The sequence below is a fragment of the Streptomyces sp. CB01580 genome (assembly GCF_001905795.1).
Classification (GTDB): domain Bacteria; phylum Actinomycetota; class Actinomycetes; order Streptomycetales; family Streptomycetaceae; genus Streptomyces.
Window position 1 is genome coordinate 392244 of record NZ_LIXJ01000004.1, and the last position, 25783, is coordinate 418026.

At 71.4% G+C, this 25783-nt stretch carries 24 protein-coding genes and 2 pseudogenes; 12 read left to right on the forward strand and 14 right to left on the reverse strand.

The annotated features are described in order from the left end of the window. Positions 1–81 precede the first annotated feature (81 nt). A complete protein-coding gene (locus AMK22_RS09805) occupies positions 82–831 on the reverse strand; it encodes an MBL fold metallo-hydrolase (RefSeq protein WP_073783369.1) in 750 nt (249 codons plus the stop codon). 177 nt (positions 832–1008) lie between these two features. Between AMK22_RS09805 and AMK22_RS09810 the strand changes: the two genes are divergently transcribed. Beyond that, positions 1009–1512: a type II toxin-antitoxin system PemK/MazF family toxin gene (locus tag AMK22_RS09810; protein WP_073783371.1), complete on the forward strand. Its 504-nt coding sequence runs from the start codon at positions 1009–1011 to the stop codon at positions 1510–1512. 292 nt (positions 1513–1804) lie between these two features. Here the strand turns inward: AMK22_RS09810 and AMK22_RS09815 are convergent, their stop codons facing one another. The 7 genes and pseudogenes from AMK22_RS09815 to clpS all read right to left on the reverse strand — a co-directional run bounded on the left by AMK22_RS09815 (position 1805) and on the right by clpS (position 5525). Next, the gene (locus AMK22_RS09815; RefSeq protein WP_073783373.1) at positions 1805–2755 is read right to left on the reverse strand and encodes a PLP-dependent cysteine synthase family protein; all 951 of its coding nucleotides are present in this window, start codon (positions 2753–2755) and stop codon (positions 1805–1807) included. Beyond that, complete coding sequence (locus tag AMK22_RS09820) at positions 2755–3087, reverse strand: MoaD/ThiS family protein (protein ID WP_073783375.1); 333 nt, start codon at positions 3085–3087, stop codon at positions 2755–2757. Before AMK22_RS09820 ends, AMK22_RS09815 begins: the two co-directional genes overlap by 1 nt. A 149-nt stretch (positions 3088–3236) precedes the next feature. Then, on the reverse strand, positions 3237–3362 hold the full coding sequence (locus AMK22_RS41735) for a putative leader peptide (RefSeq protein WP_274535416.1): 126 nt from the start codon (positions 3360–3362) through the stop codon (positions 3237–3239). Positions 3363–3486: 124 nt separating this feature from the next. Continuing rightward, entirely contained in the window at positions 3487–3918 is a 432-nt protein-coding gene (locus AMK22_RS09825) for a Mov34/MPN/PAD-1 family protein (RefSeq protein WP_073783377.1), read from the reverse strand. 68 nt (positions 3919–3986) lie between these two features. Beyond that, positions 3987–4181: pseudogene (gene proY, locus AMK22_RS09830) on the reverse strand (proline-specific permease ProY); the annotation flags it as partial. A gap of 231 nt (positions 4182–4412) precedes the next feature. Then, the gene (locus AMK22_RS09835; protein ID WP_073783379.1) at positions 4413–4997 is read right to left on the reverse strand and encodes a DUF2017 domain-containing protein; all 585 of its coding nucleotides are present in this window, start codon (positions 4995–4997) and stop codon (positions 4413–4415) included. A gap of 213 nt (positions 4998–5210) precedes the next feature. Continuing rightward, on the reverse strand, positions 5211–5525 hold the full coding sequence (gene clpS / locus AMK22_RS09840; RefSeq protein ID WP_073783381.1) for an ATP-dependent Clp protease adapter ClpS: 315 nt from the start codon (positions 5523–5525) through the stop codon (positions 5211–5213). Positions 5526–5604: 79 nt separating this feature from the next. On the opposite strand from clpS, the gene AMK22_RS09845 reads away from it, so the two are divergent. Continuing rightward, complete coding sequence (locus AMK22_RS09845; protein ID WP_073783383.1) at positions 5605–6933, forward strand: nicotinate phosphoribosyltransferase; 1329 nt, start codon at positions 5605–5607, stop codon at positions 6931–6933. A gap of 330 nt (positions 6934–7263) precedes the next feature. After that, complete coding sequence (locus AMK22_RS09850) at positions 7264–7863, forward strand: nicotinamidase (RefSeq protein WP_073783385.1); 600 nt, start codon at positions 7264–7266, stop codon at positions 7861–7863. A 259-nt stretch (positions 7864–8122) separates the two neighbouring features. Here the strand turns inward: AMK22_RS09850 and AMK22_RS09855 are convergent. Both AMK22_RS09855 and AMK22_RS09860 read right to left on the reverse strand, forming a co-directional pair. Next, a pseudogene (locus tag AMK22_RS09855) lies at positions 8123–8443 on the reverse strand (hypothetical protein); the annotation flags it as partial. A gap of 124 nt (positions 8444–8567) precedes the next feature. Continuing rightward, positions 8568–10967 (reverse strand): immune inhibitor A domain-containing protein, encoded by a 2400-nt coding sequence (locus AMK22_RS09860; protein WP_079186021.1) that lies wholly within the window; start codon positions 10965–10967, stop codon positions 8568–8570. Positions 10968–11338: 371 nt separating this feature from the next. On the opposite strand from AMK22_RS09860, the gene AMK22_RS09865 reads away from it, so the two are divergent. Beyond that, positions 11339–11725 (forward strand): hypothetical protein, encoded by a 387-nt coding sequence (locus AMK22_RS09865; RefSeq protein WP_073783389.1) that lies wholly within the window; start codon positions 11339–11341, stop codon positions 11723–11725. 320 nt (positions 11726–12045) lie between these two features. On the opposite strand, the gene AMK22_RS09870 is transcribed toward AMK22_RS09865, so the two are convergent. After that, on the reverse strand, positions 12046–12852 hold the full coding sequence (locus AMK22_RS09870) for an RDD family protein (RefSeq protein ID WP_073783390.1): 807 nt from the start codon (positions 12850–12852) through the stop codon (positions 12046–12048). Between the two features lie 168 nt (positions 12853–13020). Then, on the reverse strand, positions 13021–14886 hold the full coding sequence (locus AMK22_RS09875) for an RDD family protein (protein WP_073783392.1): 1866 nt from the start codon (positions 14884–14886) through the stop codon (positions 13021–13023). A gap of 212 nt (positions 14887–15098) precedes the next feature. Here AMK22_RS09875 and AMK22_RS09880 point away from each other — a divergent pair, with 212 nt between their 5' ends. Beyond that, complete coding sequence (locus AMK22_RS09880) at positions 15099–15575, forward strand: SsgA family sporulation/cell division regulator (RefSeq protein ID WP_073783394.1); 477 nt, start codon at positions 15099–15101, stop codon at positions 15573–15575. A 130-nt stretch (positions 15576–15705) separates the two neighbouring features. Here AMK22_RS09880 and AMK22_RS09885 read toward each other — a convergent pair whose 3' ends face one another. Then, a complete protein-coding gene (locus AMK22_RS09885; RefSeq protein WP_073783396.1) occupies positions 15706–17073 on the reverse strand; it encodes an FAD-binding oxidoreductase in 1368 nt (455 codons plus the stop codon). Between the two features lie 97 nt (positions 17074–17170). Here AMK22_RS09885 and AMK22_RS09890 point away from each other — a divergent pair, with 97 nt between their 5' ends. Beyond that, complete coding sequence (locus AMK22_RS09890; protein ID WP_079186040.1) at positions 17171–18835, forward strand: tetratricopeptide repeat protein; 1665 nt, start codon at positions 17171–17173, stop codon at positions 18833–18835. Positions 18836–19014: 179 nt separating this feature from the next. Here the strand turns inward: AMK22_RS09890 and hppD are convergent, their stop codons facing one another. Further along, positions 19015–20160 (reverse strand): 4-hydroxyphenylpyruvate dioxygenase, encoded by a 1146-nt coding sequence (hppD, locus tag AMK22_RS09895; protein WP_073783400.1) that lies wholly within the window; start codon positions 20158–20160, stop codon positions 19015–19017. 133 nt (positions 20161–20293) lie between these two features. Here hppD and AMK22_RS09900 point away from each other — a divergent pair, with 133 nt between their 5' ends. The 6 genes from AMK22_RS09900 (at position 20294) to AMK22_RS09925 (ending at position 25712) form a co-directional block, all read left to right on the forward strand. Further along, a complete protein-coding gene (locus AMK22_RS09900; protein ID WP_073783402.1) occupies positions 20294–20767 on the forward strand; it encodes an Lrp/AsnC family transcriptional regulator in 474 nt (157 codons plus the stop codon). A gap of 28 nt (positions 20768–20795) precedes the next feature. Continuing rightward, entirely contained in the window at positions 20796–21443 is a 648-nt protein-coding gene (locus AMK22_RS09905; RefSeq protein ID WP_073783404.1) for an ABC transporter permease, read from the forward strand. A 208-nt stretch (positions 21444–21651) separates the two neighbouring features. Next, complete coding sequence (locus tag AMK22_RS09910) at positions 21652–22851, forward strand: ABC transporter ATP-binding protein (RefSeq protein ID WP_073783619.1); 1200 nt, start codon at positions 21652–21654, stop codon at positions 22849–22851. Continuing rightward, entirely contained in the window at positions 22848–23846 is a 999-nt protein-coding gene (locus tag AMK22_RS09915) for an ABC transporter permease (RefSeq protein WP_079186023.1), read from the forward strand. The genes AMK22_RS09910 and AMK22_RS09915 overlap by 4 nt, the downstream gene beginning before the upstream one ends. A 151-nt stretch (positions 23847–23997) precedes the next feature. After that, positions 23998–24975, forward strand: a complete 978-nt coding sequence (locus tag AMK22_RS09920) for a glycine betaine ABC transporter substrate-binding protein (RefSeq protein ID WP_073783406.1) — start codon at positions 23998–24000, stop codon at positions 24973–24975. A gap of 128 nt (positions 24976–25103) precedes the next feature. Beyond that, positions 25104–25712: a winged helix-turn-helix domain-containing protein gene (locus AMK22_RS09925; protein WP_073783408.1), complete on the forward strand. Its 609-nt coding sequence runs from the start codon at positions 25104–25106 to the stop codon at positions 25710–25712. Positions 25713–25783 lie beyond the last annotated feature (71 nt).

Genomic DNA, 25783 nt, shown 5'->3' on the forward strand with positions numbered 1-25783 from the left:
GGCGGCGGAGGCGGGCAGCGGGCGCGGCACGGTGGCCGTCCGGGTGCGGCAGCCCTTCGGGGCGCGGTCCTCGGGGTGCGTTCAGACCTCGTAGACCGCGCCCGCCGCCGCCACCGACGCCGGGCCGTCGAAGACCGCGCGGGCGTCGGCCAGGTTGCGGTCGGCGTCGGTCCACGGCGGGATGTGGGTGAGGACGAGCTGTCCGACTCCGGCGCGGGCGGCGATCTCGCCCGCCTCGCGGCCGTTGAGGTGGAGGTCCGGAATGTTCTCCTTGCCATGGACGAACGATGCTTCGCAGAGGAAGAGGTCGGCTCCTTCGGCGAGCTCGTCCAGCGCCTCGCAGGTCCCGGTGTCGCCGGAGTAGGTGAGCGAACGGCCGCCGTGCTCGATCCGGATGGCGTAGGAGTCGACCGGGTGGCAGACCTTCTCGACGCGTACGGAGAAGGGGCCGATCGCGAACGAGCCCGGCTTCAGCGTGTGGAAGTCGAAGACCTCGCCCATCGCCCGCTCGGACGGGGTGTCGCCGTGGGCCGTGGTCAGCCGTTGTTCGGTGCCGTCGGGACCGTAGACCGGGAGGGGTGCGGGGCGACCGCCGAACCGGTAGTAGCGGACGACGAAGTACGCGCACATGTCGATGCAGTGATCGGCATGGAGATGGCTCAGGAAGATGGCGTCGAGGTCGTAGAGACCGATGTGGCGCTGCAGCTCTCCGAGGGCGCCGTTGCCCATGTCGAGGAGCAGCCTGAAGCCGTCGGCCTCGACGAGGTAGCTCGAACACGGTGAGACCGCGGACGGGAACGAGCCGGAGCAGCCGACGACGGTGAGCTTCATGGAGCGTGAACCTCCGGGACGTGGGAACGGGGAGGGTTCGTACGGTCTGTTGAGCGGTCCGACGAGCGTAAGGTGCGAAACCATCGGTCGCTCCTCCGTGGCCGTCCGTTGTGGGGGAACTCACCTGTGCTGTCACCGGTTCGACGGAAGGGCCGGGGGCGCCGGTACCGTCGGGGCATGAGCATGTCCTGGTGGTGGATCGCGTTCGGCGTCGTCGTGCTGCTCGCGCTCGTGGTGGCCGTGGCCGACGGGCGGGGTCGCGGCGGGCGGCGGCCCGGTCGTTCCGGTGGTCCGGCGGGGGCGCGCCGCGGTGGTCGTCCGGGTGGGCGCACGCGTCCTCCGGCGGGACCGGGGCGTGGGCCGGAGCCGGGGCGTGGGCCGCGGCCGGGTGAGATCTGGTGGGCCGAGGTGCCGTACGAGGACGGGCCGGGGGCGAAGGACCGGCCCTGTCTGGTGCTGCGGGTGCGGGGTGGTTCGGTGCTCGTCGCGAAGATCACCAGCAAGTACCACGAGGACCGGCCGGGCGTGATCGCGCTGCCCGCCGGGGCGGTGGGGGACGCACGGGGGCGGGCGAGTTTCCTGGAGACGGACGAGTTGCGGGAGGTCGCCGTCCGGGTGTTCCGGCGCCGGGCGGGGGTCGTGGACCCTGAGGTGTGGCAGCGGGTGCGGAAGCTGGGGTGAGGCTTCGCCCCGCCGCATGTGTGACGGGGCGACGCGTTGGTGCTCGTACGGGACGGGGCCGATGGCGGGTCCGGACCGATGGCCGGCCCGTGGGGGCCCGGACCGACCGCGGGCCGTGCGGGGACCGGGCCGGCGACCGGCTTGTATCGGGACGGGCGGGCTTCTCGTGGACGGGCGTCCGGCTCGTCCGGGTCCGGACCCGGTCCGGACGTGCGAGTCCCGGACCCGGTCCGGACGTGCCGGTCCCGGACGGATCCCGGGGCCGTGCCCGGTCCGGGACTCGGTCCGGTCCCTATGCCCAGAGCTGGCCGTGCAGTGTTTCGATGGCGGCCTCGGTCGTCGGGGCCGTGTAGACGCCGGTCGACAGATACTTCCAGCCGCCGTCCGCGACGACGAAGACGATGTCGGCGCTCTCCCCCGCCTTGACCGCCTTCTTCCCGACTCCGATGGCCGCGTGGAGCGCGGCGCCGGTGGAGACGCCCGCGAAGATGCCCTCCTGCTGGAGGAGTTCGCGGGTGCGGGTGACCGCGTCCGCCGAGCCGACGGAGAAGCGGGTGGTGAGGACCGAGGCGTCGTAGAGCTCGGGGACGAAGCCCTCGTCGAGGTTGCGGAGCCCGTAGACCAGGTCGTCGTAGCGCGGCTCGGCGGCGACGATGCTGACGTCGGGCTTGTGCTCGCGCAGGTAGCGGCCGACGCCCATGAGGGTGCCGGTGGTGCCGAGACCCGCGACGAAATGGGTGACGGACGGGAGGTCGGCGAGGATCTCCGGGCCGGTGGTGGCGTAGTGGGCGCCCGCGTTGTCGGGGTTGCCGTACTGGTAGAGCATGACCCAGTCGGGGTGCTCGGCGGCCAGTTCCTTGGCGACTCGTACGGCGGTGTTGGAGCCGCCCGCCGCCGGGGAGGAGATGATTTCGGCGCCCCACATGGCGAGCAGGTCGCGCCGTTCCTGGGAGGTGTTCTCCGGCATGACGCACACGATGCGGTAGCCCTTGAGCTTGGCCGCCATGGCGAGCGAGATGCCGGTGTTGCCGCTGGTGGGCTCCAGGATGGTGCAGCCCGGAGTCAACCTGCCGTCCTTCTCGGCCTGTTCGACCATGTGCAGCGCCGGGCGGTCCTTGATCGAGCCGGTGGGGTTGCGGTCCTCCAGCTTGGCCCAGATCCGGACGTCCTCGGACGGCGACAGCCGCGGCAGGCGGACGAGCGGGGTGTTGCCCACCGCGGCGAGCGGGCTGTCGTACCGCATCAGCGCATTCCCGCCCGTCGCCCGGCCACCGCCCCGGCCGGACGGGCCTTCGCCCCGGCAGCCCCTCCGGCGACGGCCGGGAGGATGGTGATGCTGTCGCCGTCGCTGAGCTTGGTGGAAATGCCGTCGAGGAAGCGGACGTCCTCGTCGTTGAGGTACACGTTCACGAAGCGGCGGAGCTCGTCGCCGTCGACGATGCGCTCACGGATGCCGTTGTGGCGGCTGTCGAGGTCCGTGAGGAGGTCGGCGAGGGTCGCTCCGTTGCCCTCGACGGCCTTGGCGCCGTCGGTGTAGGTGCGGAGGATGGTCGGGATGCGGACCTCGATGGCCATGGCGTGGGCTCCTGTCGGAAGCTCGGAAGCGGAGAACGGAGAACGGTGAACGGGGAAGAGCGGGTGTGGCGGTAACGCGGGGCGCGCGGCTCCGGCCCCGCGCGGGGGCGTCGCGTCGTGACCGGGTCCTCGGGCTGCAAGCCCCCGGTTCAGGCCCTGCGGCCGTCGGACCGACGGTTCGTACAGATCGCGCTGGAGAGCCTGCACAGGTCGACGTGCAGCCGCGCGACGAGCAGCATGCCCGGCGTCTTGTCGCTCACGTCATGGGGAACCATGCGGTCATCGTATCGATTCCTGGTCGGCGAATAAGAGTGTGATCTCACCTGGTGGATGGACGACGCTCGACAGGTGGACGGGACCGTGGCGGGACCGGTCCCGTCCAGCCTGCGGAGTGCCGGGTCAGGCGGGTTCGTACGCCTCGACGACCTGGACGTCCTCCTCGGTGATCTCGCCGTCCACGATGCGGTAGGAGCGGAACTGGAAGGGGCCCGCGTCGTCGGTGTCGGCGGTGGAGACGAGGACGTAGTGGGCGCCGGGCTCGTTGGCGTACGTGACGTCGGTGCGCGAGGGGTACGCCTCGGTCGCGGTGTGGGAGTGGTAGATGATCACCGGCTCCTCGTCCCGGTCGTCCATCTCCCGGTAGAGCTTGAGGAGGTCGCCCGAGTCGAACTCGTAGAAGGTGGGCGAGCGGGCGGCGTTGAGCATGGGGATGAACCGCTCGGCACGGCCGGTTCCGACGGGTCCCGCGACCACGCCGCACGCCTCGTCGGGATGGTCGGCGCGGGCGTGCGCGACGATCTGGTCGTAGAGCGCCTGGGTGATGGTCAGCATGGCGCCAGGATAGGCATGCGGTCCATGCCGTACCGAGGGACGGTACGGCGGAGTCCGCATCGTGGACATCACGGGCGTCCGCGGGCCGCACCGACGGGAGCGCGGCCCCTGAGCATCCGGTACGAGAGGCCGAGGACGACCGCCCAGAGCGGGGCGCAGTACAGCGAGATCCTGGTGTCCTCGTCGATGCCCGTCATCACGACCGCCACGCCGATGAAGGCCAGCGCGAAGACGCTGGTGTACGGGGCGCCGGGGGTCCGGAACAGCGTGGTGCCGTACGGACGGTCGTGAACGCCCGTCACGGGCGGGCGGGCGGTGGTCCGGACGGCCGTCCGGCTTGCGCCACGGGGAGAAACGGGCGGTCACGCCCGGTGTCGCGGAGGCGGCCGTTCAGGTGACGAGGGGCGCGGCGAGGGGTTGACGAGGACGCGCGGGGCCGGTCGCCGGGAGCACACGGCGATCGGCCGACGGGCACGAGAGGGAGGGCGTGCCCGCTACGGCATCATCGTCTCCACGAGGGTCTCCTGGAGGGCGCCGAGCCAGAGGTAGGCCATGACCATCGGCTTGCGCGGATCGCTGTCGGGGAGCCGGTAGAGCGAATCGGCCCCGCCGTCGTCCTCGTCGGAGACGTCCAGTCGGGTGCCGATGGTGAGCCGGAGGTCGTTGAGGGCGCCGAGCCAGTGGCGGCACTCGTCGCCGGAGAGCGTGAGCACGGCGCCGCCGTCGCCGCCGACGGTCAGGGCGTCGAGGGTGCGTACGACGGCGAGCGCGTCGTCCCGCTTGCGGGCGCGCAGGTCGTTCTCGGTGAAGCGGCGGAACTCGGCGGAGGCGGCGCGCAGTTCGCTGTCGTCGTCGCCGTACGCGTCGGGGAAGAGGCGGGCCAGGGCGGGGTCGGCGGGCCGTTCGCTGGGGCCCTCGGCGAAGAGGGCGGCGAGCGGGTCCGCGCCCTCGGCCGGTTCGTCGCCGGGACCGACGAGTTCCAGCAGTTGGACGGCGAGGGAGCGCAGGATCGCGATCTCCACCTCGTCGAGTGCGACGGCCGCGCCGCCGTCGGGGGTGGCCTCGAAGTGGCCGGCCATGTGTTTACTCCGATGGTGGTTCGGGCGGGGCGGGGCTCGGGCTTGCCGGACGGGCGCTACGGAAGGGCACGGTCCGCGCGGGCGGCACGGGCCGCGGGAGGGACCCTTCCCGCACGGAAGGTACCGCCCCCGCGCAAGGGACCGCCCGCACGCGATGCGCCGTCCGCGCGGGAGACGGCTCTCGCGCGGAGGGTGCTGTACGCGGGGAGGGCACTATCCGCGGTCCTGGGTGAGGGTGGCCCACAGCCCGTAGCCGTGCATGGCCTGGACATCGCGTTCCATCTCCTCGCGGCTGCCGCTGGAGACGACGGCACGGCCCTTGTGGTGGACGTCCAGCATCAGCTTGTGGGCCTTGTCCTTGGGGTAACCGAAGTACGCCTGGAAGACATAGGTCACGTAGCTCATGAGATTGACCGGGTCGTTGTGGACCAGCGTCACCCAGGGGACATCGGGCTCGGGGACGACAACGCTCTCCTCGGCCGATTCGGGACGCTCGATCTCTGTGGGGGCGACGCTCACCTCTCCCATGCTGCCACCCGGGAGGGGGCACCGCACAAACGACCCCGACATCTCGTCACTCTGACGAAATAGGGGTAGCATCCGGAGCATGAACTCTGCGGACCTTGGCCGACGGGTCGGTGTGCCGTCGACCGCGCTCTTCACCGACCAGTACGAGCTCACCATGGTGCAGGCCGCGCTGAAGGCCGGCACGGCGGACCGGCACTCGGTCTTCGAGGCGTTCACCCGCCGGTTGCCCGAGGGGCGGCGCTACGGCGTCGTCGCGGGCGTCGGGCGGGTGCTGGACGCGGTGGAGAACTTCCACTTCGACGACGAGATACTCACCTTCCTGCGCGAGCGGAACGTGGTGGACGGGCCCACGCTCGCCTGGCTCGCCGACTACCGCTTCAGCGGTGACATCTGGGGCTACCCGGAGGGCGAGGTGTACTTCCCCGGCTCGCCGGTCCTGCGGGTCGAGGGCTCGTTCGCCGAGTGCGTGCTGCTGGAGACGGTGATCCTGTCGATCCTCAACCACGACTCGGCGATCGCCGCGGCGGCGTCACGGATGTCCGTGGCGGCGAGCGGGCGCGGGCTGATCGAGATGGGTGCACGACGCACCCATGAACTGTCCGCGGTGGCCTCCGCGCGCGCCGCGTACGTCGGCGGCTTCGATACCACCTCCGACCTGGCGGCGGGCTTCCGCTACAACATCCCGACCGTCGGGACGAGTGCCCACGCCTTCACGCTGCTGCACGACACCGAGCGCGACGCCTTCCAGGCCCAGGTGGACTCGCTGGGCCGCGACACGACCCTGCTGGTCGACACGTACGACGTGGCCGAGGCGGTCCGCGCGGCGGTGGAGGTCGCGGGGACGGGACTGGGCGCGGTACGGATCGACTCCGGGGACCTGCTGCTGGTCGCGCACCGGGTGCGGCAGCAGCTGGACGAGCTGGGCGCCACACGGACGAAGATCGTGGTGACGTCGGACCTCGACGAGTACGCGATAGCCTCGCTGGCTGCGGCGCCGGTCGACGCGTACGGGGTGGGCACGCAGCTGGTGACCGGCAGCGGGCACCCCACGTGCTCGATGGTGTACAAGCTGGTCGCCCGGGCCGACTCGGCCGACCCCGCGGAGCCGCTGCGCCCGGTCGCCAAGAAGTCGCTCGGTTCGAAGTCGTCGACGGGCGGTCGCAAGTGGGCCGCGCGTCGGCTGGACGAGAACGGGGTGGCCGAGGCGGAGGTGGTCGGCACCGGTCCCGTACCGGCGGACCTCGCCGACCGGCAGCTGCTGGTCGAGCTGGTCAGGGGCGGCGAGGTGGTCGCCCGCGAACCGCTGGACGCGGCGCGCGAGCGGCACATCGCGGCACGGGCGGGGCTGCCGATGTCGGCGACGCAGCTCTCCCGGGGCGAGCCGGTGATCCCGACCGAATTCGTGTGACGGAGCGGGGCGGTGCCCGTGGCAGAGGGCGGCGCCGCCCCGGCCACGGGCACCGCACGGGTTGCCCCGCCCCCCTCCCCCGGCCGCTCCCGAGTGCCTAGTGCTGTGACCGGGAAGGTTTGCCGGGTGGCTCGCGGCGTCCGGTGCGCTGCATCGCAAGGCGGAGGATCGCCCTCGTACTGGACGTACGCGGGTGATGCGACAACACCGCGAGGTGCCGTGCCGGGCGTCGCGAGCCGGTGAACCTTCCCGGTCACAGCACTAGGCTCGAACGCGCACCCCCGGCCGCCGCCCGCACTCCCACCCCACCCCCACCGAAGGACACCCGCCATGCACCGCGCCTTGATCGTCGTGGACGTCCAGAACGACTTCTGCGAGGGCGGCAGCCTCGCCGTGACGGGAGGCGCCGACGTGGCCGCCGCCATCACCGACCTCATAGGCGACGCCCAGCCGTGCTACCGCCATGTGGTGGCCACCCGCGACAACCACATCGACCCGGGCGACCACTTCGCCGAGCGGCCGGACTTCGAGCGCTCCTGGCCCGCGCACTGCGTCGCCGGCACGGAGGGGGTGGGCTTCCACCCGAACTTCGCGCCCGTGGTCGCCTCCGGAGCGATCGAGGCGGTCTTCGACAAGGGCGCCCACTCGGCGGCGTACAGCGGTTTCGAGGGCGTCGACGAGAACGGCACCGGGCTGGCCGACTGGCTGCGCGCCCACCACGTCACCGACGTGGACGTGGTCGGCATCGCGACCGACCACTGCGTACGGGCGACGGCGCTGGACGCGGTCCGGGAGGGCTTCACGACCCATGTGCTGCTCGACCTCACCGCCGGAGTGGCCGAGGAGACCACGGACCGGGCGTTGGAGGAGCTCCGCAGGGCGGGCGTGAAGCTGTCCGGCGAGCCGGTCGTGCGCAAGCCGGCGGTGTAGCGGGGCGGAGCGGGGCGGAGCGGCGCGTGCCGTCGGCGACCGACCGGCACGGCCCGCCCCTCTCGCGCCGTCCGCGCGTCGCAGACCGTCGGCCCCACGTCACAGGCACTGCCCGCGCGTCACGAGCCGCGGGCTCCCCCGCCCGCGTTCAGGCCGGGCGGCGGACCGGCGCGGCGGGCAGGCACGGGCGGCGCCCCGTCGCGGACGCCGGGGCCGTCGTGGCCGCGCGGTGGGCCGGTGCGCCCGACGAGGTGGACGCGGCGGACGTCGCGGGCCGGAGCAGGGCCCGGATGGGGTGCCAGAGCTCCTGGGCGCGCTCCGGTCTCGCTCTCCAGAGCATCCCGTCCGGGTGGTGCAGCACGGCCGTGATCTCGTCCGGAGTGGGCGGCTCGGCGTTGCCCCGCAGATAGACGGCCCGGAGCCCCAGATTGCGCAGCCGGGTCAGCGCGCGGGCCCGGTTGCCCGCGTGCACCAGGACCCGGACCAGGCTGCCCGGCCCCGCTCCGTCCGTGGGCCGGGGCAGGGTGATGGCCACCACCACGCTGCCGTTCGGCAACTTGCTGAACCCTCCGCATGCCATGTTCCGCGCTCCCCCGTGAGACGTCGTGTCAATAAGGATGTGGTCAAGACGCACCTAAACACGATCGGCCGCCGCCCGCTAGAGGGCGACGGCCGATCAAGCTCTGACCTGCGGCGATGTAGAACTACTTCCCCGAAGGCCCAACCTTGACGGTGATCGTCGAGCCGTCGCGCGGCTGGCTCACGATCGAGATCCGGGTGTTGGTGTCAGTGACCTGGACGCTTCCGGTCTTGTTCTCGGCGTACCAGTAGGTTCCCTTGTGGTCGTCGAAGGCCGGGATGCCGGGCCGCGACGGGATCCGCACCGGCACGTCGGCGTTGTGCAGCGTGAAGGCGTCCGTCCGGTAGCGGCTGAAGGGCGCGTCGAAGGGCTGGATCTTGTTGCGGATGACCGTGCCGTCCGCCCACTTCAGCGGCTTGGCGTGCGCGTCGACCGGAAGGATCAGGCCCTTGCCCGGGTGGGTGGAGACGTTGTTGTCCTTCTGGGAGGTGTCCCACTGCCAGACGAGCAGACCGGTCTGGTACGGGTAGTGCTCGACCCAGTCCGGGCGGGTCTGGGAGAAGCCGAAGTTGTACGGGCCGACCTTGAGGGTCTGGTCGTAGCTGACGTACTGGCGGTTCTCCGCGATGTAGAACTGCGCGTAGTCCTTGGTGAAGGACTCGCCGACGCGGGAGAAGCCCTTGGCGGTCCAGCCGTTGTCGTCGCCCTCGGCGTTGTCCGTGAACAGCGCGGTGCCGTCGGCGTTGACGGAGATGGTGTCGGCCGCGAAGCCGACGCCGGCCGCGCCGCCGTCGGTGGTGTAGCGGAAGCGGATGTCGATCTTCTTGCCCGCGTAGGCGTCCAGCGGGTAGGAGAGCTTCTTGTACGCGCCGGAGACGCCGGTCAGGGCCGGCTTGTCGCTGGCGTCGCGCGGGAGGGCCTTGCCGTCGGCCGTGCCGTCGAGCGCGGTCCAGTTGGCACCGCCGTTCTCGGACACCTCGGCGTAGAGGAAGTCGTAGTCCTGCTCGATGTCCCACCAGCCCGCGAGGTCCAGCGACGCCGTGGACCTGCCGGTGAGGTCGACGGAGCGGGACAGGGTGTTGTTCAGGTTGTCACCCATGTCGCTCCACCACTGCTTGGAGCCCTCGGCGGGCTTCGTGACAGCGGTGCTGACGGCCTTGTCCGGCAGCTTGACCAGGAGGGCCTGCTTGTCCTTGGTGTTGTACTCGGACACGCCCAGCTTGTGGACGGAGTTCGTCGCGGCCTTGGCCTCGGCGTAGTCGAGCCAGCCGAGCTGGAGCTTGTCCCAGGCGGTCATGTCGCCGGGCAGGTCACCGATCTCGTTCCTGCCGGTGCCGAGCCAGGAGCCCGCCGACATCAGGGACCAGAAACCGACCGAGTTCTCGGCGGTGTTGGTGGTGTCGTACAGGTCGGGCAGGCCCAGGTCGTGGCCGTACTCGTGGGCGAAGACGCCCAGGCCGCCGTTCTCGGGCTGCGCGGTGTAGTCACCGACCCAGAGGCCGGTGTCGCCGATCTCGGTGCCGCCGGCCTTGTTGAAGGACGGGCCGGTCGCGCCGACGTCGGTGCCGTACGCGTACCAGCGGTGCGCCCAGACGGCGTCCTTGCCCTGCACGCCGCCGCCCGCGGACTCGTCCTCGCCGGCGTGGACGATCTGGAAGTGGTCGATGTAGCCGTCCGGCTCGTTGAAGTCGCCGTCGCCGTCGTAGTCGTAGCGGTCCCACTGGTCGTACTGCGCCAGGTCGGCCTTGATCTGGTCCGCGGTACGGCCCTTGGCCTTCTGGTCGGCGACCCAGGCGTTCACGCCGTCGCGGACCATGTCCCAGACGTTGGCGCAGTTGGACGCGCCGCAGTAGTTGGAACCGTAACGGGCCTCGTTGTACGGGACCTTGACCCAGTCGGAGACCTGGCCGTCGACGGAGTAGCGCCCGGAGGAGGTCTTCTCGTAGTACGTCTTCAGCGAGTTCTTGCCGGCGCCGGTGCCGAAGTACAGGTCCTGGAAGTGCCGCTGGTTGTAATCGGCCTGCCAGGCCGTGCTGTTGTCCTTCTTGCGGTCCGGCTGCGCGATGGAGTTGTGGAGCGGGCCGGGGTCGCCGCCGTACTTCTTGACGGGGGGCTTGGGGCCCTCGCCGTCCGGGTCGTACATGGTCGTGTTGTCGACCTGGTCGCCGAACTCGACGAGGACCGTGAAGATCTTGTCGGTCTTCTCGCGGCCGAGCTCGACGTACTTCTTCTTGTCGAGCTTGACGACCTTGGAGCCGTCCCGCTTCGATATCTTCTTGTCGCCCGACAGGACCTGCTCCAGGGCGGCCTGACGCTGAGCGTCCTGCTGCTCGCTGAACGGCCCCTGGAGGTCGTGTGCGTTGCCCTTCCCCGTTCCCGGGTCACGGCGGTCGACCACGGTGTTCCGGGCCCCTGACGTCTGGTCGTCGGCCTGGGCGGTGGCGAAGGCCGACGCGGTGGCGGCCGTGGCAGCCATGGCCACGACAACCGCTGCGCCGCGCAGCGCCCGTCTCTTCGTACTCACGTGATGCAGTCCTCCCCGGCGTCCGCAGCTGCGGCCTGGGAGTTGGATGAGGGCCGCGCGCGGATACGCGTCACAAGTGACGACATTCGACCGGAGCTGCAAAGAAAAAGACAGATCTTGACTTGCACAGGCCAAGTGCACTATGCAGGAGCCGCTTTCCGATATCCGGACGTTCACCCTGTCCGGAAACGAAGCGTCAGATATGCCCGTCGGGGCACGGAATGACTCCGTGCGCCCCCTGTGCACCGGCGTCGCGCTTCGGGCCGCGCTTAGTACCGGCCCCTCTCGGGCATCCGTCGTCGTAGAGTCGCCAGGGGTTGTCCGACCGTGTCGAGGACGGCCCATCCGATGCCCCGAGGACGGATACCGCCATGCCGCGTATCACTGCCGCACAGTTCTCCTACGGTTCGGTCACCGTCGTCTTCTCGACCCTCGCCATGCTGCTGCTCTCCCGTACGGAATCGGGGATCGGCATCGCCGTCATCGGCACCGCGGCGCTGGCGCTCGGTCTGCTGGTGGCCGTGACGGTAGCCCGTCCCGCCCCGGTGACGGCAGGGAGGTCCGCGCGGGCCGGGGCCGCGGCTCGTACGCACCGGGACGCGGTCTCCGCCGCCGTCGAGACCGAGGGGCTCGCCCTCGACGAACTCCGGACGCCGGCCCCGGAGCCGTCCTCGGCGCCCCACGAGAGCGGACGGGCCGTCACGGCGCGCACGGAGCCCGCGGACCACCACCGGGACGAGCGCTCCCTGCGGCGCTGACCCACCTCGCGGCACACCGGCCCCGGCGGGTCCTGCTCGGGCCCGGCCGAGTCGACCGAGGCGAGAGCCAACAGGACGGAACAGGGCGGAAGCCGGGAGGGCATGACCGCGGTCCCTCTCCCGGCTCCGGGGCGCCGGCAGGCCGAACCGGTCCTCATCGCGTTCACATCGACGTCTCCGCACCGCCTGGCGCGGCAACGACCGCCCGCCGCGACCGCCCGCGGCCCCGGGTGACGGCGAGGGCGGGAAGGAGCCGGCCGGGCGGGGCGTCAGGGACTGTCTTCGCGCACGGCCCGGGTCCCGCCCCCGGTCCGAGGTCCTCAGGTCGTCTGGACGACCACCGTCTTCGCCGCCTTGTCGTGGAGGCTCTGCCGGTACGGCTTGTCCGTGAACATGAACACGATGAGGATCAGCCACCACAGACACGGGCAGCACAGCAGCGCCGGCAACCACAGCACCACCGCGCGCAGGAACGACGTCCCGGTGTCCGGCACCCGGCCGTCGTTGAGCATCGCCACGCGCAGCTTCATCAGCCGCTTGCCGATGGTGCGGCCGTCCTTGTGCGTGAAGTACGTGTCGTAGGCGACGTAGGCCACCAGTCCGATCAGCGACCAGATCATCTGGTGACCGCTGTACGTCTGGCTGAAGAGGTCGCCGACGTCGGCGTTGCCGTTGGTGGTGTTGGCGTTGTTCCTCACCCCGACAGCTCCGCCCCACGGCAGGGAGATCAGATAGAGCGGGATCGAGATGATGAGGAAGTCGACCAGTCGGGCCAGGATCCGTTTGCCCGGTTCGGCGAGCGGCGGCATCCCCGCCAGCGGGTCCACGCCCCCATACGGCCCTCCGCCGCCGTAGGGGCCGGGACCGTACGGCGGCGGAGGGGGTGGCGGCATGCTCCCGTAGGGCGAACCCGACGACGGACCGGGGCCGGGGCCGGGGGGCGGACCGGGCGGCGGCCCCTGGGGCTCCTGCGGCCCAGGGGGCTCCTGCGGTCCGTGCGGCTCTTGCGGGCCCTGAGCCTGCCCCGGTTCGGACGACCACGACTCGGACGGCCGCGGCTCCTGCGGCTTCTTGCGGAACGGGTCGTCCTCGGGCGGCTCTCCGGACGTCGGCTGATCGTTGCTCATGGGGGCAGTGCATCCCGGCCCGGGACCGCCCGCAACGGCTCAGGTGCGTTCGGGGGAACGCCTCGGCCCCCGGCGGCTCACCCGATGGGCCGCCACCCGGAGGAGTGGCCTCCGCAGGGCGACGGCGCGCGCGGGACCCCGCCCGCCGCTCCGCCCCGTGAGACCGTCTCAGCCCGCGACGAAGGTGTGTGCCGCCTTGTCGTGCCAGCACTGGCGCCACGGACGGTCGAACAGGCACCACAGCACGTTGGCCACGCCGATCACCAGGAGTCCCAGTACCCCGTACACCAGCCAGCGGCGCAACGCGGCACCGAAGGACGGGGGCCCGTGCGACTCGATGTCCCGTACTTCGAGTCCGCAGAGCTTCTTGCCGAGCGTACGGCCCCACTTCGCGGTCGGCAGCGCCTCCAGCAGGACACCGAGGACGAGGAACGCTCCGAGCACCGCGCCGAACAGACCGGCCGTGGTGGGGTCCACCAGCCAGACGGTGACCGTCCGGCCGGACGTCCTCGCCACGTCGATCTTCGCGTCGATGTGGTCCAGCGCCCGTGAGACGAGCGGGAACCCGATCGCACCGACGAGAGCGCCCAGCACCACCGTGTCGACGAGCCGGGCGACGAACCGCTTCCCGAGTCCGGCGGGCCGGGCCGACGCCTGGGCCCGCGCCAGTTGCTGGAAGGGGTCGTCGACCGGCGGCTTCCAGGGCGTGACGGGCTGGTCCGGCTGCTGCCCGCCCGCCGCGCCGAGTTGCGGCTGGGGCTGGGGCTGCTGGGCCTGGTGCGGGAGGCGGGGCTGCTGGAGGTGCGACGGAGGCTGGAGCGGCGACTGGGGCTGCTGAGGACGCTGGGGCTGCTGCGCTTGTGGCTGCTGAGGCTGGGGCTGCTGGGGTGCCGCCGGGGCCGGCTGCGCGTTTCCGTGGGCCTGGGCCCAGGGGGTGCCCGCCCCGCCGGGACCCGGGCTCGCGGGCGCGGCGGGACTCGGGGCCGGGGCGGCGGCCGACGCCGGGCCCGGAACCGCCGGGCTCCGGACCGGGTTCGGATTCGGGTTCGCGGGCGCGGCGGGCACGGACACCGGGCCCTGGGCCGGGACGGGTCCGGGACCCGTGCTCGGCGCCGGGGCCGACGCGTCGGCCCCGGGAGAGGGCGGGCGGATCGCCATCGTCCCGTTCTCGGGCGGCTGCCCAGGAGTCCGGGAGGCGGGCGGTCGGTTGCCCTGGTCCACCGCGCGGAGGGTGACGGTGTTCTCTGGTGCCTGACCGTCCCCGCCGCGCATGCCGGGCAGCGCGCCGTCGGCCGGGGCCCGCGAGGCGGGCTGCCGCGGGTCGGCGGGAACGGGATCGACGGGCGCGCGCGAGGCGGGCACCCGGCCGTCCGGCAGCCGGTCGGCCGACGGACCGTCAGCGGGCGTGCGGTCGGCCGGTGCCGGAGCCGCGGACGTACGCGGCTCCCGACCGGCCACCGACCCCGCACCCGCACCCGCACCCGCTCCAAAACCCCCGGAATCCGCGGAAGTCCCGGAACCGGGCAGGGGCATGGGCCCCGGCGGCAGCCCCGAATCGGTCCGGCCATCCGGCTCGCCCTGGCCGGTCGGCAGCGGGGTGGCGCCGGGCTGCGGCTGGGCACCCCAGGAGACCCGTCGGTCGTGTTCGCCGCCGAAGCCGGCCTGGCGGGAGGCGTCGGCCTGCCAGGCGGTGGCCGGTTCCGTGCGGTTGCCCGCCTGCGGCTCCTCGTCGAGGAAGACCGGGCCGGTCTCCTCCATCGGCGTCTCCGCCGACACGACGGCCGGAACGGAGGGGTCCGAGGGGACCGGCGGGACGGACGAGGCGAAGAGGACCGGTGAGTCCGGCTGCTGCGGCCGGTGCTGCCGGCCGGCGGGCGACGCGGGCATCGGCTCGCCCTGCTGCGGGGCCGGGCGACTCGTACCGGGCACCCACGAAGCGCCGTTCCAGTACCGGACGTATCCAGGAATGGAGGGATCGGGGTAGTAGCCCTCACGGGGGCTTTCGTCACCGGGTGCCGGAGTTGGGGCGCTCATCACCGTGGTCCCGTATCTCTTCGAGGCCTCAAATCAACGGGTCCACATCTATCAGACACCCGCCCGCCCCCGGGCCGGTCCAGGGGTTTGGGCCACTTTCCGGCCTTCCTGAAATTTTTTTCCCGAAGTCGCGTAATAGTTGGCGTGGAGTGCGCTCTCTCCAGTGCGGGCCGGTCATGGGACCGGTTCACGGACACCGAGAGGACGCCCTCATGAACACCGTCGTGGAACGCGATCTGGAGCTCAAGCTGGTTCTGTCGCCCGAGCGCAGCATCCCCGTCCCCGCCCGGTTGACGTACCGCGCGAAGGACCCGTACGCCGTGCACATCGACTTCCACATCGGCTCCGAGTTCCCCGTCCACTGGACCTTCGCCCGCGACCTGTTGGTCGAGGGCGTCTTCCGGCCGTGCGGGCACGGGGATGTACGGATCTGGCCGACCAAGATCGAACGGCGCAACGTCGTCTTCGTGGCGCTGTCCTCCCCCGACGGCAACGCTCTTCTGGAGATGCCGTCGGCCGCCGTGGCCGCCTGGATGGAGCGGACCCTGCGCATGGTCCCGCCGGGCACGGAGACCGAGCGGCTGGGTATCGACGAGGCGCTCGCCGAGCTGCTCGCCCCGCTGCCCGCCGACGACCTGTGGGTGAGCGACCCCTGGCTCTCGGACGAGTCGCAGGACGGCGACGCATGAGCGCGCGGAACCGGGGCACGCGGGATCCGGAGCACGACGGGTCCGAGCCCGCGGCGCCCGAGTCCGCGGGGCGCGAGCCCGCGCGACCCGAGCGTGCTGCGACTGAACCGCCCGGAGCGGGCGGCCGATGTCAGAACACCTTGCCCGGGTTGAGCAGCCCCAGCGGGTCGAACGCCTGCTTGATCCCCCGGTGCAGCTCGACGCCCACCTCGCCGAGTTCCCGCGCCAGCCACTCCTTCTTCAGGACGCCGACGCCGTGTTCACCGGTGATCGTGCCGCCGAGTTCCAGGCCGAGCGCCATGATCTCGTCGAAGGACTCGCGTGCCCGTCGGCTCTCGTCGGCGTCGGTGTGGTCGAAGCAGACGACGGGATGGGTGTTGCCGTCCCCCGCGTGCGCGCAGACACCGATGGTGAGGGCGTACTTCTCGGCGATGGCGGCCGTTCCTTCGAGCATCGCGCCGAGCTTCGAACGGGGTACGCACACGTCGTCGATCATCGTGGCCGACGCGACGGTCTCCAGCGCCGTGAGCGACATCCTCCGCGCCCGCAGCAGCAGTTCGGACTCGGCGGCGTCCTCGGCGGGGACCACCTCCGTGGCACCCGCGGCGGTGCACAGCTCGCCGACGGCGGCCAGGTCGGCCGACGGGTCCGGGGTGTCGAAGGCGGCGAGCAGGAGCGCCTCGGTGCTGTCGGGCAGGCCCATGGCGGCCATCCGGTTGACGGCCCGGATGGTCGTACGGTCCATCAGTTCGAGGAGTGATGGGGTGTGACCACGCTCCATGATCCGGCAGATCGCGTCGCAGGCGGTCGCCGCGCTCGGGAACTCGGCGGCCAGCACCAGCTGCCGCGGCGGTCGCGGCTTGAGCGCCAGCACGGCCCTGACGACGATGCCGAGGCTGCCCTCCGAGCCGACGAACAGGCGGGTGAGGTCGTAACCGGCGACGCCCTTCGCGGTGCGGCGCCCGGTGGTGAGCAGGCGTCCGTCGGCCAGGACGACGTCCAGACCGAGTACGTACTCCGCCGTGACCCCGTACTTCACGCAGCACAGGCCGCCGGACGCGGTGCCGATGTTGCCGCCGATGGTGCACATCTCCCAACTGGAGGGATCCGGCGGGTAGAAGAGGCCGACTTCGTCGACCGCCCGGGACAGTACCGCGTTGACGACGCCCGGTTCGACGACGGCGATCCGGTCGACCGGATCGATCTCCAGAATCCGGTCCATCTTCACCAGGGACAGCACGATGCAGCCGTCGGAGGCGTTGGCCGCGCCCGACAGGCCGGTGCGGGCTCCCTGCGGGACGACCGGGACGCGCAACGCCGTCGCGGTGCGCATCACGTGCTGGACCTGCTCGACCGTACGCGGAAGCACGACGACGGCGGGTGTGCCCGCGTCGCAGAAGCTCGCCATGTCCCGGGCGTACGAGGCGGTGACGTCCGGATCGGTGATCAGGGCCTCGGCGGGAAGTCCCGTACGCAGTTGTTCGAGAAGTCCAGTCATGATCCAAGACTGGCACCCGGCCCCATTGGTGTGAACCCGTCGGCGGCGACCTCCGGACAGCGCAGCGTGATCATCTTACCGACGCAGAGTGATCGGCATGGATGCCACGCCGCAGCGGCCTCCGAAGCCGCAGCCACCCCCGAAACCTCAGCCGCCTCCGAAACTCCAATGGCCCCTGAAGCCCCAATGGCCGCTGAAATCCCGATGGCCGCTGAAACTCCAGCTGCCCCGGCGACCCGAGAAGTCGAAGTCGCAGAAGACTCGAAAGCCCCGTGATCCGGCCGCGTCGCTGCGGTGGGCCGCCACGGGCCTGGTGGTGGGTGCGTCGCTGATGGCGGGCGTGACGGTGGTCGCGCCGGACGACGGGGAGGAGTCCGCGCCGCCCGCCCCGGGGCCGGTCGCGCGCGCTCTGAGGGCCTCGGACCTGGGGTACCCGGTCTCGCTTCCGGATCTGGAGGCGCTGATCGAGAACTACCGGCAGCGGCTGGAACGGCATCCCTCCGACGCGCGGTCGTGGGCCGTCCTCGGCACCGCGTACGTGGAACGGGCCAGGCGCTCCGCCGACGCGTCGTACCACGTCCGGGCCGAGCAGGCGCTGAAGCGCTCGCTGCGCGCCGAGCCGGACGAGAAGAGGAACGCCGCCGCCCGGGTGGCGATGGCGCGGCTCGCCGACGCCCGGCGCGACTTCGCCGCGGCGAAGAAGTGGGGCGAGGAGGTGCGGGCGCGGCATCCGGAGGAGTGGGCGGTGTACCCGGCGCTGGCCGAGGCGTACGAAGGTCTCGGGGACCTCGCCTCCTCGCGCGCGGCGGTACGGCGGTTCGCGGAGCTGCGGCCCGGGGTCGAGGCACTGCTGCTGACCGCGCGGACGCAGCAGGGCATGGGCCGGGACGAGGACGCGGTGGCGAGCGCGCGGGACGCGGCGGACCGGGCGGACACGCCCGCGCGGAAGGTGGAGTGCCTGTATCTGCTGGGCGAACTGGCGTGGGAGCGAGGCGAGCCGCAGGAGGCGGTGGCGCAGTACGGCGCGGCGCTGACGGTCGAGCGCGATCACCGTCCGTCGCTCGCGGGCCGGGCCAGGGCGCTGGTGGCGCTCGGCCGGGCGGACGAGGCGCGGCGCGACTACGAGGCCGCGCTGGCCGATCAGCCGAATCCCGCGTTCCTGCTGGAGCTGGGCGAGTTGCACGAGTCGCTGGGCCGGAACGCGAAGGCGCGGGAGCAGTACGAGCGGCTGCGCTCGTCCCTCTCGCGGGACCAGGAGCAGGGCGTGGACAACGCGCTGCTGCGCGGCCGTTTCGAGGCGGTGCACGGGGAGCCGACGGCGGCGGTGGCGCTGCTGACCGCCGAGTGGGCGCGGTCGCACCGCAGTGCCGCGGTGGCGGACGCGCTGGGCTGGGCGCTGCATCTGTCGGGCGACTCGGCGGCGGCGCTGCCGTACGCGGAACGGGCGGTCGCCGCCGGTGCCCGGAACGCCTCGTACGTGTCCCGTCTCGGGGCGATCCAGTGGGCGTTGGAGGACTACGGACCGGCGCGGCGCCATCTGACGGAGGCCCTGCGCATCAATCCGCACTTCTCGCCGCTGGAGGCCCCGGCCGCCCGCCGGGCACTGGACGCCCTGGACGGCCTGCCGACGGTCCTGCCGCGCGGTGTGCTCCCCGCCCCGGCACCGGCGGACGAGTCGGTCCCGCCCACGCCCGCGACCCCCGGGCCGCAGCGGCAGGCCCCCGCCGGGCCCCCGGTACCGCGCGCCGCGAACGGCGGCTGACGCCCGGCGCCGGCGCCCGACGCCCGGTGACCCGAGGCCGACGGGCCGGCCCGAGGGGGCGGTCGCCGCACGCGAGGGGCGGGGCCCCGGATCGCCCGGTGGCCCCGCCCCTCGTCCGTACCGTCGGCTTCGCGACCGCGGCCCGTACGGCTTCCGGCGCAGCGGTCATGCCCTCCGGCTCAGAGGTTGCCGCGCCTCTCCTGCTCGCGCTCGATCGCCTCGAACAGGGCCTTGAAGTTGCCCTTGCCGAAGCCCATCGAGCCGTGGCGCTCGATCATCTCGAAGAAGACGGTCGGCCGGTCCTGGACCGGCTTGGTGAAGATCTGGAGCAGGTAACCGTCCTCGTCGCGGTCCACGAGGATCTTCAGCTCGCGCAGGATCTCGACCGGCACCCGGGTCTCGCCCGCCCACTCGCCGAGGGTGTCGTAGTAGGTGTCGGGGGTGTCCAGGAACTCGACTCCCGCGGCCCGCATCGCGCGCACCGAGGCGACGATGTCGCTGGTGGCCAGCGCGATGTGCTGGACGCCCGCGCCGCCGTAGAACTCCAGGTACTCGTCGATCTGGGACTTCTTCTTGGCGATGGCCGGCTCGTTGATCGGGAACTTGACCTTGAGCGTGCCGTCGGCGACGACCTTGGACATGAGCGCGGAGTACTCGGTGGCGATGTCGTCGCCCACGAACTCCTTCATGTTGGTGAAGCCCATGACCTTGTTGTAGAACCCGACCCACTCGTTCATCCGGCCGAGTTCCACGTTGCCGACGCAGTGGTCGATGGCCTGGAAGGTGCGCTTGGCGGGCGGCTCGACGATCGGGGAGGCGGCGACGTAACCGGGCAGGTACGGACCGTCGTAGCCGGACCGCTCGACGAGGGTGTGGCGGGTCTTGCCGTACGTGGCGATCGCGGCGAGCACGACCGTGCCGTGCTCGTCCTTGACCTCGTAGGGCTCGTCGATGCCGCGGGCGCCGTGCTCGACGGCGTACGCGTAGGCGGCGCGGGCGTCCGGGACCTCGATGGCCAGGTCGACGACGCCGTCGCCGTGCTCCGTCACATGGTCGGCGAGGAAGCGACCGCGGTCGGTGGACGCCTTGATGACGGAGGTGAACACGAAGCGGGCGGAGCCGTTGATCAGCACGTAACTCGCGGTCTCCCGGCTGCCGTTCTCCGGTCCGGAGTAGGCGACCAGCTTCATGCCGAAGGCCGTCGAGTAGTAGTGCGCGGCCTGCTTGGCGTTGCCGACGGCGAAGACGACCGCGTCCATTCCCTTGACCGGGAAGGGGTCGGCCTGCCGGGCAGTGTCGGGGGTGGTGTGCAGAGTCTCAGTCATGTGCGAAGGCTCTCGCCGCTCCGCAAGGTGCGCAACAGTTCGCGGAATCGCTGGGCAATCTGTACAGCGGCTGGGGATGATGGCCGGGCTATCTGTACATGATGACCATCACAGTGACCCCCGGAGGCGGACCATGGCGATCGATCATCTGGACGGCCGGCTCATCGTACTTCTGGCCCGCGAGCCCCGCATCGGCGTGCTGGAGGCGTCGCGGCGGCTGGGCGTGGCACGCGGGACGGTGCAGGCGCGTCTGGACCGGCTTCAGTCGAATGGAGTCATCCGCGGCTTCGGTCCGACCGTCGATCCGGCGGCGCTCGGCTACCCCGTCACCGCGTTCGCGACGCTGGAGATCAAACAGGGTCAAGGGGCCGACGTGCGGGCCCACTTGGCCGGTGTCCCGGAGGTTCTGGAGCTGCACACCACCACCGGGCACGGGGACATGCTCTGCCGGCTCGTCGCGCGTTCCAACGCCGATCTCCAGCGGGTGATCGACCGGGTTGTCGGTTTTGATGGCATCGTCCGGGCCTCCACGGCCATCGTCATGGAGAACCCGGTGCCGTTGCGTGTCATCCCGCTCGTCGAGCAGGCCGCGGGGGACGCCGACTGACGACCGAGCCGAGGCCGAGGAGTGGCGTGTGAGCTTCTGGGAATATCTGGGCAACCGCCACCAACAACTGCTCACGGACGCGTTCCAGCACGTCAGCGCCGTGTTCCAGTGCATGGTCATCGCCACCGTGCTCGGGGTCCTGATCGGCGTCGTCACGTATCGCAGCGGCTGGGCGGGGTCGCTGGCCATCACGTCGACGGCGACGGTGCTCACCATTCCCTCCCTCGCCGCGATCGGTCTGCTCATCCCGCTGGTCGGGCTCGGGGTGGCGCCCACGGTGATCACGCTGACGCTGTACGGACTGCTGCCCATCGTCCGCAACTCCGTCGTGGGGCTGCGCGGCGTCGATCCGGCGCTCGTCGACGCGGCGAAGGGCATCGGGATGTCGCGGCCGGCCCGGCTGCTGCGAGTGGAACTGCCGTTGGCCTGGCCGCCGATCCTCACCGGCATCCGGGTGTCCACACAGATGCTGATGGGCATCGCCGCCATCGCCGCGTACGCGTCCGGCCCCGGCCTGGGCAACGAGATCTTCCGCGGCATCGCCTCACTGGGCAGCGCCAATGCGATCAACCAGGTGCTCGCCGGAACGATCGGCATCGTCGTCCTCGCCCTGCTCTTCGACGCCGCGTACGTCCTGCTCGGGCGGCTCACCATTCCCGGGGGGATCCGTGCCTGAGACCTCCGACGCCCACTCCGCCGGTTCCGGTGGCAACGCCGGCTCCGGTGGCAACGCCGGCTCCGGTGGCAACGCCGGTTCCGGTGGTTCCATCGGTCCCGGTGGTGATGTCCCCACGACCACGGGCTCCGGCAGTACGGCCGCCGACAGCGTCGAACCCCCGAAGCGGGCAGGGGCGGGGACGGCACAAGCCGCTTCGGGTGCCACCATCCACCTGGACAACCTGACCAAGCGGTACCCGGGCAATCCGAACCCGGCCGTGGACAACGTCACGCTGGACATCAGGGCCGGGGAGACGGTGATCTTCGTCGGCCCCTCCGGCTGCGGCAAGTCCACCACCCTGAAGATGATCAACCGGCTGATCGAGCCGACGTCCGGGCGGATCCTGATCGGTGGCGAGGACGTCACGGACATCGATCCGGTACGGCTGCGCCGCAAGATCGGGTACGCGATCCAGTCGTCCGGCCTTTTCCCGCACATGACGGTCGCGGAGAACATCGCCCTCGTACCGAGGATGGTCGGCTGGTCGAAGGCGCGGGTGAGGGACCGGGTCGAGGAGATGCTCGACCTCGTGGGGCTCGACCCCAGGGAGTTCCACGGCCGCTATCCCCGTGCGCTCTCCGGTGGTCAGCAGCAACGGGTGGGCGTGGCAAGGGCGTTGGCGGCCGATCCACCGGTGCTGCTGATGGACGAGCCGTTCGGAGCGGTCGACCCGATCACCCGGGACCACCTCCAGGACGAGCTGATCCGGCTCCAGCACGAACTGCACAAGACGATCGTCTTCGTCACCCACGACTTCGACGAGGCGATCAAGCTGGGCGACCGGATCGCCGTCCTGCGGGAGCGCTCGCACATCGCCCAGTTCGACACCCCGGAGGCGATCCTCACCAACCCGACGGACGACTTCGTCTCCGGGTTCGTCGGTGCCGGGGCCGCGCTGAAGCGGCTCAACCTGACCCGCGTACGCGATGTGGAGGTGGCCCAGTTCCCGACGGTGACGGTCGACGACCCGCTCCAGTCGATCTTCAACAAGCTCCGCATCGGCCCGCACAACGAGATCCTGATGCTGGACCGCAGGAACCGCCCGTACAAGTGGCTGCGGCGCGGCGACCTGATGCGGGCGCGCGGTTCGCTGGCCCGGGCCGGGCAGTTGGTGCACGACACAGTGACGCGGGACGCGACACTGCACGACGCGCTGGAGGCGGTGCTGACCGACAGCGGCGGGCGGGTCGCGGTGACCGGACGGCGCGGCGAGTTCATCGGGGTCGTCAACATGCACACCCTGATGAACTCCGTGCACGAACTGCTGGAGGCCGACCGGCTGGCCGCCATCGAGCACCAGCACGATCTGGAGGTGCTCCGCGCCCACCAGACCGAACAGGAGCTGGAGGGCGGTGCCGGCTCATGACTCCCGATTCCCCGTCGAACCCCGGACCGTCGCGGGCGAACCACGGACCGGCGCAGTCGAACCACGGACCGGCCCGGTCGAACCACGGCCCCGCACGGAACCGGCGTGCCGGCCGCCCCGCGCGCTCCGCCCGCCCCGGGCGTTCCGAACGGCCCGGACCCTCCTCCGACAAGGACCGCCCGCCCGGCGAACACGACGTCAAGGGCCATGCCTTCCGCGACGAGGAGGAGGAGCCCCCGCCCCCGCCGTCGAAACCGCGCCCCCGGCTCACCTGGCGCAAGCTGGTGGTGCCGCCGGCCGTGCTGGCGGCGGTCCTGGCCGTCACCTACCTGTGGATCACGAACGTCCACCTCGACTCGATCGCGCGGAACGCGCTCACCGGTGGCAATGTGCGGCTGCGCTGGTGGCAGCACGTGGAGCTGACCGCCATCTCGACGTTCTGGGTGCTGATCATCGCGATCCCGCTGGGCATCGCGCTGACCCGGCGCGGACTGCGCAGGGGCGCGCCGCTGGTCACCGCGATCGCCAACATCGGGCAGGCGACCCCGGCGATCGGTCTGCTGGCGCTGCTGGTGATCTGGCTGGGCATCGGTCCGTCGACGGCGGTCATCGGCATGGTGATCTACGCCGTGCTGCCGGTGTTCTCCAACACGGTGGCCGGGCTCCGGGCGATCGATCCGAACCTGGTCGAGGCGTCGCGCGGCATCGGCATGTCACCGATGGGGACGCTCACCAAGGTCGAGCTTCCGCTCGCCGTACCGCTGATCCTGGCCGGGGTGCGGACGGCGCTGGTGCTCAACGTGGGTACGGCGACCCTGGCGACGTTCGTCGGCGGCGGCGGGCTGGGCGACCTGATCACCTCGGGCATCCAGACCCAGCGGATGCCGGTGCTGGTGCTGGGGTCGGTGCTGACGGTGGTGCTGGCGCTGCTGGTGGACTGGCTGGCCTCGCTGGCCGAGGTGGCACTGACCCCGCGCGGGCTGGAGGTGGGGTGAGATGGGTCCGCGCGACAGGCGCCGAGGACGCGGGGAACGCGGGATGCACAGGGTGCACGAGGTGCGGGGGCCGCATCCGGTTCGCGGGACGCATCGGGTGGGGACGATGCTCCGGGTGGCCGGGGTACGCCGGGTGGACAGGACGCACCGGATGCGCGGCCGGCTCCTGGCGGCGTTCGCGGCCGTGGTGGCCCTGACATCGGCGCTCTCCGGGTGCGGGCTGAAGAGCGGATCGCCGATGGCGGACGAGGTACGGCCGGGTTCGGTCGGCCGGGGCCGGCCGCTGGAGGGCGCCTCGCTGACCGTCACCTCGAAGAACTTCAGCGAGAACATCATCCTTGGCCAGATGATCGGCCTGGTGCTCAAGGCCGCCGGTGCGGAGGTGCTGGACCGGACGAACCTGCCCGGTTCCATCAGCGCGCGCGAGGCGATCGTCAAGGGCGACGCGGACACCATGTACGAGTACACGGGCACCGGCTGGATCACCTACCTCGGCCACGCCACACCGATCCCCGACCCCGAGAAGCAGTGGCGGGCGGTGCGGGACGAGGACCGGAAGAACGGTGTGACGTGGCTGCCGCAGTCCACGCTCGACAACACCTACGCGCTCGCCGTCAGCAGGAAGAACAACGCCGAGTACCACTTGCGGACGCTCTCCGACGTCGCCGCGCTGGCGAAGCGGAACCCGTCGGCGGTGACGATCTGCGTGGAGAACGAGTTCGCCTCGCGCGACGACGGACTACCGGGCATGCAGAAGGCGTACGGGATGTCCCTCCCGGCCGGCAACATCAAGAAGATGGATGCCGGGATCATCTACACCCAGGTCTCGGAGTCCGACTCCTGCCTGCTCGGCGAGGTGTACACCACGGACGGCCGGGTCAAGGCCATGAACCTGGAAGTCCTCGTGGACGACAAGCACTTCTTCCCCAACTACAACGCCGCGCCCGTCGTCCACACCGAGACGTTCCGGCGGTACCCGCAGATCGCGGAGCTCCTCGACCCGGTCACCAGGAAGCTGACGACCGAGGTCGCCCAGGAACTCAACGCCAAGGTGGACGTGGACGGGCAGGACCCGCACCAGGTGGCGAAGGACTGGCTGATCCGCGAGGGGTTCATCAGGAACGGCTGACGCGGAAGGGCTGGTGGGGGCACCGACACGGAACGAAGCAGAACGACCGAACGGCCGACGGAGAGTTGCAAAGAAGGCGATGCAAAGAAATGCTTGCAAAGCTTTCTTTGCAAGTCTACGGTTGTGACATGCCCGCGAAAAAGGACGGCGACGACCGCCCCGCCGACGAACTGAACATCCACATGGTCGACACCCGCACCCTGCGGGCGCTCGCCCACCCACTGCGCCTGCGCCTGCTGAACGCACTTCGGGAGTTCGGCCCCGCCACCGCCTCCGGCCTGGCGGACCGGCTCGGCGAATCCAGCGGCGCCACCAGCTATCACCTGCGCCAGCTGGCCTCGAACGGCTTCGTCGAGGACGACCCGGAGCGCGGCAAGGGCCGCGAACGCTGGTGGCGCGCCGTCCACGCGGGCACCGCGTTCAACACGGGCCTCTTCGTGAACCACCCGGATCCCGACGTGCGCGGCGCCGTCGGTGTCGTGCTCCACGAGATCGCCGACAACCACGCCCAGGAGCTGAGCACCTGGCTCGGCACGATGCACGAGTGGCCCGAGGAGTGGCATAGAGCCTGGGAGGCCAGCGACTTCAAGCTGCGCCTGACCCCCGACCTCTCCGCCGAGCTGATCACGAAGATGCACGAGCTCATCGAGAGCTACCGGGACCGGGTTCCGGAGGGCACCGAGGGCGCGGTCACCGTCCGCAGCCACCTGCACCTCTTCCCCCGCCCCACCGACTGACGCCCCCACCGGACGACGGCCGCCCGGCCTCGGGGAACGCCGTACCGCCGGCCACCGGCCGCCGACCATCG